The sequence below is a fragment of the Paenibacillus sp. Cedars genome, from assembly GCF_003184205.1.
GTDB classification, from domain to species: domain Bacteria; phylum Bacillota; class Bacilli; order Paenibacillales; family Paenibacillaceae; genus Paenibacillus_AQ; species Paenibacillus_AQ glucanolyticus.
The window spans coordinates 2,119,258-2,133,256 of sequence record NZ_CP020866.1 but is presented as its reverse complement, the minus strand read 5'-3'; the positions used below and the strand labels follow the sequence as shown (position 1 = coordinate 2,133,256).

At 49.6% G+C, this 13,999-nt stretch carries 4 protein-coding genes; 1 reads left to right on the top strand and 3 read right to left on the bottom strand.

Going from position 1 to position 13,999, the window contains the following annotated elements; translation table 11 throughout:
- Window positions 1-2: 2 nt before the first annotated feature.
- Genes B9D94_RS11625 through B9D94_RS11615 form a run of 3 tightly spaced genes read right to left on the bottom strand, consistent with a single transcriptional unit; the run spans window position 3 to window position 12,955 of the window.
- Entirely contained in the window at window positions 3-9,752 is a 9,750-nt protein-coding gene (locus B9D94_RS11625; protein ID WP_148247058.1) for an SDR family NAD(P)-dependent oxidoreductase, read from the bottom strand.
- A gap of 20 nt (window positions 9,753-9,772) precedes the next feature.
- Complete coding sequence (gene fabD, locus B9D94_RS11620; RefSeq protein ID WP_148247057.1) at window positions 9,773-12,184, bottom strand: ACP S-malonyltransferase; 2,412 nt, start codon at window positions 12,182-12,184, stop codon at window positions 9,773-9,775.
- 21 nt (window positions 12,185-12,205) lie between these two features.
- Window positions 12,206-12,955, bottom strand: coding sequence for a 4'-phosphopantetheinyl transferase family protein (locus B9D94_RS11615; protein ID WP_148247056.1), 750 nt, complete (start codon window positions 12,953-12,955; stop codon window positions 12,206-12,208).
- 370 nt (window positions 12,956-13,325) lie between these two features.
- On the opposite strand from B9D94_RS11615, the gene loaP reads away from it, so the two are divergent.
- Window positions 13,326-13,904: an antiterminator LoaP gene (loaP, locus tag B9D94_RS11610; protein ID WP_006210961.1), complete on the top strand. Its 579-nt coding sequence runs from the start codon at window positions 13,326-13,328 to the stop codon at window positions 13,902-13,904.
- The last annotated feature ends 95 nt before the right edge of the window (window positions 13,905-13,999 follow it).

Here is a 13,999-nt window from a genome sequence, read left to right as displayed (position 1 = left end):
CCCTAGTCGAATTTCTCCCAAAAAATATTCTGCGGAACGTCGGCTGCTGCTCTGCTGCCGGGTATCGTCATGGCATGCGTGTGCCACAGCCGCTGCTTGTTTAATGCCGGAAGTGGGACAGGCTGCCTTGTATTGCGTTGGAGAGCCAAATCCGCAGCCTCCTCCAAAATCACGTGGGCGTTGGTTCCCCCATCGGCAAAACAGTTAATCGCTGCGATTCTTGATGTATGAGCATGAGTCCACTCGGTATTTTCTCTGCCAAAATACAGCGGAGATGATTCTATGTCATAATGTGCCATAGCTTCTCGGCCAGATAAGAAAGGAACAAATCGTCCATGCTGCAGCATCAATACCACTTTAATAAAACTCGCGATGCCTTCGGCACAGAGCGGATGCCCGATATTGGGTTTCATCGACCCGAGCCCCAGCGGAATCGTGCTCGACTCCCGATAAATCGTATGGATCGCCTTAAGTTCCAGCAGATCGGTCACCGTCGTCCCGGAACCGTTGGTTTCAACATAACTGATCTCCTCAGGTTTCCTGCCGCTCTTGCGCAACGCGGATTGTAAAACTTCTCTCTGCGCCTGGATATTCGGAGTTGAAGGACCTGCTGTCCGTCCGTCATTGTTAACGGCCACTCCCTTGATGACAGCGTAGATTCGGTCGCCATCTGCAAGCGCCTGCTCCACGGTCTTCAACAGAACCATACCCGCACCTTCTCCCAGCACCACGCCATCCGCTCGCTTGTCAAACATATGGAAGTCCTGCACCGGACTTAAAATTCCCCGCTGCGCGAATATTCTGTGAGCACGATCCGTTGTCAGCAGACTTGCGCCGCCGACAATCGCTGAATCGATATCTCCTGCAAGGAGCGCTTGGATGGCCATGTTCATCGCTACCAGAGCTGAAGAACAGGCGGTATCCATCACAACGCTTGGACCACGGAGGTCAAGAAATTGCGAGATATTGGCAGCCAGATAGTTCTGCCCCACGGCCACAATGGGATTACGTGCTTGATGTAGGCTTGATTCTTCCGGCTGATGCTGTGTTCGCGCACCGAGGTAAACCCCGGTCGGCTTTCCCTTCATTTCTTGCATCGTATATCCCGCATGAGATAACAGCTTCAGACTTTCTTCCAGTACCATTAACGCCTGAGGATCCATGGCTTGGGCATCGGCTTTAGGAATCAGGAAGAAGGAGTGATCAAAGCTTGTAATGTCATTCAGCGTGCCCGCATAGAAGCCGCTGGAGTAACCCCATCTTTCATATGGGACCTGACGAATCGCTGATCTTCCCTCCGATAGAATCCTCCAATATTCTTCAAGCGACTCGGCACCCGGGAATCGGCAAGACAAACCTACCACGGCCATATCTGAAGAAATAACTCCATGAATACCTTTATTGGATGGTCTTCTTCTATCTTCTGAAGCCGCTGGTACCTGTGGTGGAGATTCTTTCCCTTCGTGTTCATAACCTTCCATATTCATAGACCCAAGCAACTGAGATACGGCAGCGGGATGGGCACTGACAAGCCACGCGGCCAATGATTCTATGGTTGGATATTCAAATAGCAGAGTTGGCTCCAGATCCAGCATGGCTAATTGATTCATTCGGCGCAGTAATTGAGCGATCATAATCGAATCTACGCCGTAATCCTGAAATGCTGTATCAAGCTCCAGCCGGGAGAAAGGGATTTTCAATTCTTCTGCCAGCAACTCGGCGAGCCAGACTTGCGTTTTATTTAATAGGCTATCGCCGCCAGGCTTGGGAGATACCAGCACTGCCTTTTGCCCTCCGTGCTGCGATCCGGTGTATCCTTCCGGGCGCTCCTGAATCGCATTTTGCATAAGCATGCCAGGGTTCCATATCTCCGGATTAACAATAGCCGGCAGAATCACCGATTCTGTTCTGCTGGAGAGAATCTGATCCAACAGCTGCAGCCCCTCTTCATTTGTGACGCTCAGTAAGCCTGTCTGCGCATAAGCCTTGCTCCTTACCTCGCCCATACCAGCTTCTTTCCAGCTTGGCCACTGGATACTGATTACGGGATTCGCATGCTTCTCCTTCGCCGCAAAATAGTCCATATAAGCATTTGCCATGGCATAATCGCTTTGTCCGGAACCTAAAACAGGAATCGTTGACGAAACGGACGAGAAAAGCACAAAAAACGATAAGGCTTCATGTCTAAAGCAATCATAGAGTACTTGAAGTCCCGCCACCTTCGGGTCAAAAACCCGCTCGATTCCTTCAACCGGCTTCCTTACAAAGGCAGGATTATGCGAATCAATTACGCCGGCACAATGTAAAACGCCTCCAATTGGCCCCATCGTGCTTTTAACCGCTTCCAGGCTATGCCGCATCTTACGTTCATCCGTTAGGGATACGGAGAGGACCCTCACTTCTACCTGTTGTGCTTCCAAAGCCTGGATCGCTTGAATTTTGTGGGCCACAGCCGTATTCTGACCCTTGTAAAATCCCCATTCCTCTCGGGGAGGCAGCTCTTCCAGTCCAGTTAGAACCAGCTTTCTAACTCCGTATTTCCTTACAAAATGCGCGGCGCATACATATCCAATTCCCCGCGTCCCGCCTGTGATCCATAGTACATGGTCCTCTGGAAAAGCGAACGGTTCCTTGCCGGAGCCGAAGCCCTGTAACTCATCCAGCGCTGCCCGATATCGCGTACCGCTCCGGTAACCAACTTCCGCATCCTTACTTTCAGCTGCGAATTCGCTGACGATTTGCCCAGCTAGGGCAAGAACATCATATGCTGCATCCACATCCATATGACGCGACCTCAAGCGGCTGTACTCACTCTGCAGCATTCGATACAGCCCCGCCCGATCAGCGCCCGACAAATTCACTTCGGTACTGAGGAATGACTCCAGCCCTTGCGTAACACCAAGGAGTGCCAGACCACCTGCGTCCGCATGCTCAATTACTTTTTGAAGCCAGGGAATCCACCCGGTCAACCCCGTCCCATTCCTGCCGCAGCCAACAACGTCGATACAGCCGCCATATTGCTTCCAATCCCGCTCGGTCTGATGAAACTCCTGTGCCATATCCTGAACATCAATGATCCGGCTGCGTGTGAAATGTCTCGACACATGCGCAGCTAATTCCATCGTTTCCCGGGTCGTCAATATGGCGATCGTTTGATTCTCGAACCTGCTCATATCAAGGGATGTTTCTATGCTTGCAGGTATCCACGTCTTGTTCAAAAAGCACATGTTACGCTTGACCGTATGATTTGGAATGACAGGAGGAGCTGCATCCTGTCTCGTTCCCGAACTTCTGTCCAACCCATCACGGCGATCATGACTCCCTTGGGGATACCAGTAACGCTCTTGAGAAAACGGATAGACCGGCAGGCTGATCCGGTGCGGGAGATTCTCGCCATATAGCAAGCTCCATTCCACATTCAACCCTTTCACCCAGAGACTGACGAGTTTGTTGTACTTTCTGCGCTGTATCCATTTAACAATGGCTTCCTCCAGCTCTTCATCCCTCGCAAAAACAGATAACGTATCTTTATTACGTTTAACCTGGCCATAATGCACGCCGTCCCCATGCTCACGACCTTCGATGTAATCCGTTAGTTTATCCACCAGTTCTCTCATCGTGGATACAATCACGGCCAATCGTTCCTCCATGGCTTCCCGTCCGATTTGAAGGGTGTAAGCCATATCAATGAGGCTGTATTCTTCATACTGCTGGACCGCGATATCCGCCAGAAGGCGCTGCGCCTGCAACTTCAGCTGCTCCTGATTCTTCGCGGACAATACAATGATGGCCGGATAATGGCTATCTGCTATCACTGGCGAAGGTTTCTCGTATCTTGGGATATATTCTTCAATCACGATATGGGCATTAGACCCGCCCGCTCCGAAGGACGAAACGCCCGCTAATCTCGGGTATTCCTTCCGTTCTCCGTCCATCTCTAACACGGGTCTTTTCCAATCGGCAAGATCCTGCTGAACAACAAATGGAGTATCGGCAAAATCGATGTTGGGATTCAGCACGCGGGAATGAAGCGAAGGAACTAACTGCTTGTACTTAAGCTGAAGCAGCACTTTGGTCAAACCTGCAATTCCCGCAGCACTCTCGCAATGCCCGATATTTGATTTAGCCGAACCGAGCGCACAGAACTGCTTGTCGCCCGTGTACTCCCGGAATATGCTGTTCAAGCCGGCAATCTCAATGGGATCTCCGAGCGATGTTCCGGTGCCGTGCGCCTCCATGTAACTGATCGTCCGCGGCTCAATCCCTGCCTTCTTAATAGCCCGGCCAATTACGCTCGCTTGAGCCTTGGGATTAGGAACCGTATATCCGTTCGTTTTCCCCCCGTGATTGATTGCGGTCGCTTTTATAATTCCATAGATCTGGTCCCGATCCTCAATGGCTTGGGCCAGCGGTTTAAGAAGAACCGCGCCTACGCCTTCACCGGGTACGTATCCCTCTCCTCCCTCGCCAAAACTCTCGCATCTGCCCCTGCTGGATATGAACTTCCCTTGAGACAGGTAGAGATATTTATTGGGATGAATCGAGACGTTGACTCCGCCTGCAATGGCAGCCTGGCATTCCCCTCTCTGCAAGCTTTGACAAGCCAGATGGATCGCTGTGATGGAAGAGGAGCACATCGTATCTACGGTCATGCTCGGACCATGGAAATTGCAAAAGTAAGAAACGCGATTAGCGATGGATGCCGGAAGTCCGGGCAGCGCGAGAGGATTCCCCTGTATTTGTTCCTGAGCCCCATACAGCTGGTATTCCTGGTACATGGATCCGACATAAACGCCGACATTTCCCTCCAGACCAAAATCATGGTATAGGCCCAAATTCTCCCGGGTATATCCCGCATCCTCAAGCGTTTCATAAACGCATTGCAAAAAGAGGCGCTCTTGCGGATCCATCATTTCCGCTTCCCGCGGCGATATATTAAAAAACAATGGATCGAAGCGGTCTACGCCTTGAAGAAATCCGCCCCACTTGCTGTAGGCTTTTCCCGGTTTGTTACGATCCTCATCAAAATACAACTGGGAATCCCAGCGGTCTTTCGGTATTTCCGTAATGCAATCCTTGCCATTCTTCAACACCTCCCAGAACTGGCCGATATTCTCGGCGCCGGGATAACGTCCGGACACACCGATGATGGCAATATCCATCGCTTCGGTTGTCCGTTCGTTCCGCTCGCTCCTGGTTGGCGACAAGAACCTTGAACGCCTGAGACTGGCAACATTCCGAAAGGCCTCTCCCTGTATTGAAAGGGGGGGCTCCGCTTGCTGAACAGCAGCAGGTTCTATGGGCTCTGCATCTTCCCTCTCTCCCAGAACCTCCTTCAATTGATCCCGGTAGGCTGTAATGAAATACCCCGTTAATTCCCGTATATTTTGATATTCAAAAAATAGCGTTTTGGACAATGAGCCGAAGGTTTTCTCCAATTCGTTGGTCAATTGCGTGGTCATGATGGAATCGATGCCATACTGCTCCATCGGAGCATCCGTTTCTATTCGCTGAACGGGCAGCTTCAAGACGGCTGATATCTGTCTCTTTATGAAATGTACCGCTTTTTCCGCGAACACCTCTTCGCTCTTTTGAAGGGAATGGTCATTGTCCGAAGCTGGCAGCGACGCCTGTAATCGAACTGCAGGCTTCACGACTTGCTTCTCTGTCAATTTGGCATAGAACAGCTCAGGATTACCTGCCATGACAAGAACCTGGTCTTTACCGGACGTCCATGTACGATGGAAAGCAATCATAGCTGAAGGTGTCTCTATTGCGGCCATTCCCAGCCGCTGTTTCATCATCTGTGCGGACTTTTCATCAACCTGCATGCCGCCATCTTTCCATAAGGGCCAATTGACGGACAGCGTATGCCCACTTCGCTCGTTCGCGCGTACAAGTTCATTTCGGTATGAAGCGTAAGCGTCCATAAAAGCATTGGCCGAACAATAATCTGCCTGTCCCGGATTGCCCAAAACCCCATATATCGATGAAAAAACGACAAAAAGATCAAGCTTCAAATCCTTGGTTGCCTGATCCAAATGGACAAGTCCTGCCACTTTTGGCGCCATCACCGCCTGCAGTTCTTCCGCTGTTTTATTGAGAATAAGACGATCCTTAATCACGCCAGCGCTGTGAAGGACTCCATTCAGCCCGCCAAACTCGGTGGCAATGTTACGAACGAGTTTCTCCACCTCTTTGAAGTTCGACACATCGACCTGCCTGTATTCCACCCTAGCCCCTTGAGTTCTTAATTGCTCCAGTTGAAGCGCTGAGTCGCTACCTGGCGCAGATCGGCCGGTAAGAATTAACGTCACATCCTTCGTGTGCCGGGCGATCTCATTCGCAAAAATAAACCCGAGACCTCCCAGCCCTCCCGTAATCAAGTACGTTCCGTTCTCTTTCCAAGGAGGGCTCTCTTCGAATGTCGATGTCTCCATGATGTCCCAGCCTTTAACGAAGCGCTTCCCTTCCAGGTATCGAATATGAAATTCCTCCGGGCTGCAATGGTTCTCCCTCAATACGCCAACCAACCGCTCCGCCGATACATGCGGCTCCATCTCGATCATCTGTCCTACGAATTTGGGATTCTCCAGCCTGGCCGTCTTCAGAAGTCCCGATAAACCGGATAACAGACGATGTTCCCCCTGCGCAGGAATGACAATTTGAATGAACACGTTCTTTTTGGAGCCGTCTTTAAGAATACTCCGAATTTCATCAAGCAGATTGCCCGAGTATGCTTGAAACCGGTCCTTCATGTTTTTTCGTTTCGATTGCAAGGACAGGATTCGGACACCCTCCATTTGCGTTTCAAGACTCTTCTTCGCCGTTTCCTCCATTTCACACAGCACGACACAGTGGTCATCATAACCGGATAACACCTCATGAGCCGCAACGTCCTGTTCCTGCCATGTGGGATGCAGCATGATCGTGCCCCTGCCTGCCCCGGATTTGAGCAAGGCCTCCTCTTTACTGAGTATCCTCCAGGATAACCCCTTCATCCTGACGCATAACATTCCTTGTCCATCATAGAGTTCAATATCGACTTTCTCAGACTTTCCTGATGTCCTGTCCTGCAGACTATACTGAACCTGCGCCCACATGACCGACGAGCATTCGTGTACAATATCGAGCTCCTGCAGTGCAAAAGGCAGGAACAGCCTTGATGCAGCCTTGCCCTCCAACACGCCCAACATGTCCGAACCAAGCATCAGAATCATGGCCGCCTGGAGGGCCGAATCCATCAAGCTGGGATGCAGGATAAACGGATCTTCGGTGCCCCGAATGGAGGAAGGAATCGACAGCTTAGCCAGGACTCCGCTTGCTCCCGTATATACTTCTTCAATCCCTTGATGTGCAGGTCCGTAATGAATTCCCATAAGCCGGAAAACCTCATAGTACTGCGCTATTGCAGTATCGGCTCTGACAAACTGTTTTTTTAATCCATCGATGTTCACCTGTGGCGTCCCGCCAATCAAGTCGGCATCCAACACGATATGGCCCTGGCTATGAACAATAGACTCTTCACCGCCATCTTCCGGCTCGCTATAAATTTCGTAGGAAACATCGCCCTGTTCATCTGGATAAAGCGCAATGTTCACATGAGCATGATGATCTCCAACCGTGATCGGCCTGGCCCAGACCACATGTTCCAGCCGAATCGGCGAGTATGCATCAGCTGATTGTCCTGAGGCCCTCGAAGCAGCTTCCCTGGCCATTTCAAGATAAGCGACGCCGGGTAAGACACGCTGATTGTTCACGATATGATCCCTCAGAAAAAACTCTTCGCCCGAAAAGGTTGAGCTGTATCGCTGTTCTGAGAAATCGGACGTGTTCCGGTGCAGAAGCGGGTGTATACAGGAAGCTGCTGCACCCTCGGATACCGCGCTGACATCCGTGGTACCTTCTTCGGGTTCGGATATCCAATACCGCTCCCTGGCAAAAGGATAGGTAGGAAGATGGACATGCTGTATCTTCTCGGCCGGGAAGATGGCCTTCCAGTCCACCTCATACCCTTTTACGTATAATTCTGCCAATGCCATCAATTTACTGCCGTATTCCTGCACACTGCTCTTCTTGATGGATTGAAGCTCGGTGACAAGCACCTTGCCCAGATGTTCAAAGAGCGGCTCCTCCTTCTTCCCTGTTAAAGGGATTCGATCGTGGAAATACCCCTCAGGCTCATTTTTAGCAACTACCTGCTGCAGCTTCTCCCGGAGCTCACGTACATCCCTAACAACGTAAGCAGACCTTATTCCGAAATGCTCCCGGTGAAGGAGGAGGGTTGCGCTAACCTCCGTAAGCGCGATGTCCTGCTCTTGTTGGTCGAGCCAGCGTGCCAGATCCTGTTCCCGTTGGCGAAGCGATCCTTCTGTTTTGGCGGATAAACAGATTACGTACTGAGGAAGCTTTTTGCTCGATTTTTTCTTGGCAGCGGGGGCTTCTTCAAGCACGACATGCGCATTCGTTCCACCGAACCCAAAGGAACTGATCCCAGCACGCCTCGGATAGGTCTGTCCATCTTCGCTCTCAAGCAGCTTCCATTCCCTGAGCTTGTCCACCATGTAAAACGGGCTCTCATCGATTGAAATACGGTGGTTCAGCTTTTTGAAATTTTGCAATCCGGGTAGCTGCTTATATTTCATGGACATCAGGACTTTGATAACCCCGGCAATGCCTGCCGCTGATTCCAGATGCCCGATATTCGTTTTCACCGAGCCTAGGCCGCAGTAATTGGTGTTCAGCTTTTGAGGCTCTTCTGGATGGAGTAATTGAAAAGCTTTCACAAGCCCTTGAAACTCCATGGGATCTCCCTTGGGCGTACCGGTCCCATGAGCTTCGATGTAACTGATGCTTTCCACGGGTACACCGGCTTTGCGATGGGCTTCGGCTATAACATCAGCCTGAGCTTCCGGATTGGGATAGGTGAGCGTATGCGTTTTTCCGCTATGATTAACGGCCGTTCCCTTCAGGACGCCATAAATGGAGTCCCCGTCTTCCAGGGCCTTCTCCAACGGCTTAAGCAGCACGACGCCTGCGCCTTCACTGCGCACGTAACCGTCAGCGCTGTCGTCGAATGTTTTGCATGATCCGGTTGGGGACAGCATGCCCGCTTTGGAAAAGGAAATATGGCGGGAAGGGGTGAGTATAAGGCTGATCCCGCCTACAAGCGCCATGTTGCTCTCTCCAAGAAGTATGGACTGGGCTGCGGAATGGATTGCGTTGAATGAACTTGAGCAAGCGGTGTCGATAGGAAAACTCGGGCCCTTCAGGTTGAAATAATGCGAGATCCGATTCGCAATTACGGCCGAAGCCGTCCCTATGGAATGATAGGTTTCAATAGTCTGATTGCTCTGCTCCTGCAATCCTTTGTAATCAAAATTAAAGACCCCCATGTAAACGCCGACCTTGTCCCCAGACAGTTGTGAAGGACGAATCCCGGCATCCTCCAGGCAGGACCACGATAATTCCAGCATAATCCGCTGCTGAGGGTCGGTCGCCTCCACTTCCCTTGCCGAGAGACCAAAAAAGCCCGGATCAAAGGCATCTGCGTCTTGTATAAAACCGCCCCACTTGCTGTTGCTCTTGTTCTTCCCTTGGGGATCGCCCCAATATTCCTTCCAGTCCCAGCGCTCCTTCGGTATCTCCTGAATGCTTGAACGACCTTCCTTCAGATTATCCCAGAATTCCTCATAATTCTGCGCTCCAGGGAATCGGCAAGCTATGCCAATAATCGCGATCTCGTTCTTCATTTATACGGTACACCTCACTTTTAATAAGCCTCTTGTGTGCTTCGGCTGTTCTCCATTGCGATGTCATCCGTCTCCGAAAGCTTGGAGAAGCTCTTATATCTTCGATTGAGCAGTGCTGCCGTCTCCACCATCAGTTTCTCCGCAATCTCATCAACGCGCCTGTTCCGCCACTGCTCAAGCTCGGTTCCTTTAACCCATTGATTAAAAGCACCTAAGGCCGGTCCGCAATGAATTTGATAATCCACTTTATTTTCAGGGTCGCCCTGCAAAGCCAACCGTGTGCTGTAACTGAAATACCACCGGAATATCATGGCCATTTTGTATTTCGGGTTCCGCTCCGCCTTCTCGACGATTTGTGGATAGCGCGTTCTGACCATGTCATATACGCTCTCAAAACTGCGCTTGAAATACTTGTCCTGTATCTGTGCCTTGGTCTTCTCGTCGATTTCATCAATGGAGTTGTACTGACGGTACAAATCGTATAACTTATTGGAGCGCGCCGGAAAAAAAAGCCCCTTTTTCAGCACCTGCACCCTCGCCCCCATCTCAAACATATCTCCCGCAGGCGCGTATTCCGTGTCCTGGACGTTCATTTGCTGCAGCAGGTCCTTTGCTTCGTCGCTCGTTCCGGCCTCCACGGTGCATTGATTGATTGAACCGGTAACAATAAAGTCGGCACCCAGTGTAAGGGCTGCCGATATCGCATCCGGTGTACCGATCCCACCTGCGGCGCCTATTCTTATTTTTTTGTGATATCGATACTTATCCATCATTTCATCCCGTAATTTAATCATGGCCGGCATTAATGCATAAGCCACTGCCCCGTCCGTATGACCACCGGAATCCGCCTCGGCGCAAATATCATCGGCAACCGGCATTTCCCTAAGCATCAGGGCCTCTTCCGGCGTGATTTTGTTTTCCTCCCGCAGCTTTGTAATGATCCGCTCAGGCGCCGGACTGAGAAATGCTTCCGCAACTTCCGGCCGCGATACCTTGGCAATAATTTTCTTAGAAGAAACAATCCTTCCATGTACGTCACGTGTCAAGCCTTTGGCCCGATATTTAACCAGTGCAGGCGTAATGTTCATGAAAGCCGCCGCCTCCATAACCCTCACGCCGCTTTGCAGGAACAGATCCACGGTTTGTTCTTCGATCTCCGGCTCGGTCGGATTGTGAACCAGGTTCATGCCGTAGGATTGGCCTTGAGAAAGCTCTCGTTGTATGTATTGAATTGCATCCGCGATCTGCGGTAATTTCAAACCGCCAGCCCCGAAGAAACCCATCATTCCTGCTTGACCCATTCTTACAACCATTTCCTTGGAAGCAATGCCGCGGTACATGGCTCCGGTCATATAAGCGTATTTAAGGTTATAGTCTCTGCGGAATTCAATGCTTCCCAGGGAAGAAGGAAGAATATGATATTCTGCCGATGGTACCGGAGCGGGCGGTTCCGCCCCCGATACTTCCATAGTCGTCGATTCCAATACTGACGGTATCTGTGCGGCACTCTCGATTAGTTCTTCATTCACGCTTTCTGCAACGGACTCCTCAACCACTTCCGGTTCATCCACGATCAGCGGACTTGCCTCTGTCCTGATTCTCGCTATTAGATCCGTCAGAACCCTCCCGGGCCCAACCTCTTCATATTCCTGTACGCCAAGCCCCATTAAATAGCGAATGCTTTCCGTCCATTTAACGGAACTTGTAATCTGTTGAACCAGATTATGTTTAATTTCGGTTGGTCGATAACGTCTGGCATGCACATTGGAGATGACCGGAATCCGCAATGACTGGAACGTAAAGTTTTCCAGGAAAGCTTCAAATTCTCTCGCTGCATCCTCCATATGCCGGGAATGAAAGGCACCGCTCGTTCGCAAGGGAATGCACATCGTCACGTCCTTGTGGGACTCAAGAACCTTCATGGCATGATCCATGTCTGCTTTCGCCCCGGAAATCACGATCTGATGGGGGCTGTTCAGATTGGCAATGTCAATGCGGTCCAGTTTATACTCCTGCAGCACCTCTGCAAGCTTATTTTCACTTAGGCCGATGACTGCTGCCATGCCCCCGCCGGCAGCCCGGCTCATCAATTCGCCCCTTTTTTGCACAAGCTTCAGTCCTGTTGCAAAGTCGTAAGCTCCTGCTGCCAGCAGGGCGTTATATTCCCCCAGACTATGTCCGGCAACAAAATCGACCCTGCTCCCGGAATCCTTGACCTTCTTGAAGTAACTTAATGCACTAACGGTGTATAATGCGGGTTGGGTGAATTGCGTCTTATTAAGTTCAGAATCCGGATCTTCCAGACATAGTCTCTTAATCGAATATCCCAGAATACGATCCGCTTGCGCAGTCAAATCCTTGAATTCGTCAAACAACCCTTCGCCCATTCCTTTTTTCTGGGCACCCTGCCCTGGAAATACGTAAGCCAGCATAAGTTTCTACCATCCTCCCAGTTAGATTTGTATAGGTATGTTTAATCCTTTTTTGATCGCCTTCATGTTCAGCCGCATCCCCTTCGGATAAGTGATGGAACAGACAAAGGAATCCAGCATGAAAGAAGTCGTTTCATATTGATAAAAGTTTTCATAATAACTTACAAAAACATCATCCTTGAGGTTGATTTGCTTCAATTCAAAGATAGCGAACGGGGTGGATAATCCCGTTTTCAGCACCTTGGATAGCGCCTCTTTAGCCGTCCAAACCAATGTCAGCATGCTGTCCGCAGAATAAGCCAGCGATTGTATCAAGCTTAATTCTCTCGCTGTTGCTTGATCTTGCAGAACCTCCCGATTGCTCTCACAGATTTGTTCGATATCGATTCCCATAAGGAACTTCTCCGAAAAAGCAACGGCGGCGGCGAGATGGCCAGAATGCGTTATACTAACTTGCGCATTCTGTGAATGCACCACGAGGGGCTGGTTAAAAATACCCCGTGCAATGAGAATTTGCCTCAAATCATCCTCGTTTGTGTACAGAGCAATCGCTTTTTTGGCTGCGTACCTGCCTGCCAGATAACTTCTGATCCTTCGTTCAAAATGGAGTGAGCGATAATACTGCCATTCTTCAACATGAAGAAATTCTGTCGTCTTCATCAGCTGTTCCTCTTCTGAACAAGAGAAAAAACATAGACTTGCCACGTTCGAACCCGTTCCTTCTCCAGACATTAAATGCTCAACCGTCATTTCCCAGGATGGACTTGTCATTCCCTTCAGGAGGCCTCCTCGATACAGAATAAGGTCGATTCATGCGCATCATTCTTTTTAAAAATGAACATAAAAATGCCTACGAGGTCCTCCCCTAAATTGCGGGAGGATTCGTAAGCATTAACACTAGTCACGTGTATGTTATGGCCCTTAAATGCTCTTAACGCGCCGAAACGTCGATTAAGTTGATTTAAGTTTCTGTTAATTAAAGTCATTCATTACCAATATATTATTATATAATTATTTATTTGTAAACTATTAATCTTATATGATTAGTAGTTTATTTTTTGTTTAAATTCCTTATTTCGACATTTTTTTCTCAGATTGTTTGATATGATCTTCATCATCCAATAAGAAGGGAGGATCACATATGTCCTGGTACGCTTTATTTGTTAAAACCGGTTACGAATCTTCCATCAAACGATGGCTTGATACAAGGTTCGATAACAACTTGCTGCATAGTGTGATTCCTAAAAGAAAAGTGCCGGAGAAAAAGGACCGTACCGTCCAGCACGTAATAAAAACACTTTTTCCCGGATATGTGTTCATCGAAACCAAAATGAGCTTTTCCATTTATTATACATTAAAAGAAAATCCTTTCATTTACAACACACTGAACTATCTCAATAACAAGGATAAAAGATCAACCCTCCCTGATGTGCAAATGGCTAGCGTCGCTTCTGAAAGACCAGCAGCAGAATCGCATTTTTTCAAGGAGATTCCCAGCGAAGAGATGCTTGTCGTGCTGCAGCTGATTAACGAGAATGAGGTTATCGAGTATTCCCAGGTCTATTTCCAAGATTCCAAGGTGATCGTCCAATCGGGTCCCTTGAAAGGTTTGGAGAGCCACATAAAAAAAGTCGATAAACATAAAAAGCGAGCGAAAGTGCTTATGAATATTATGGGGAAAGAACAGTTGGTCGACGTTGGAATTGAGATCATTGAATAATCCATCGAAGTTTACTTACACAAAAAAGGGGCTGCAAGCAGCCCCTCATTCACAAACGGAAGCGCGGTAACGACAAACGCCCCCTCTCCAGCCCG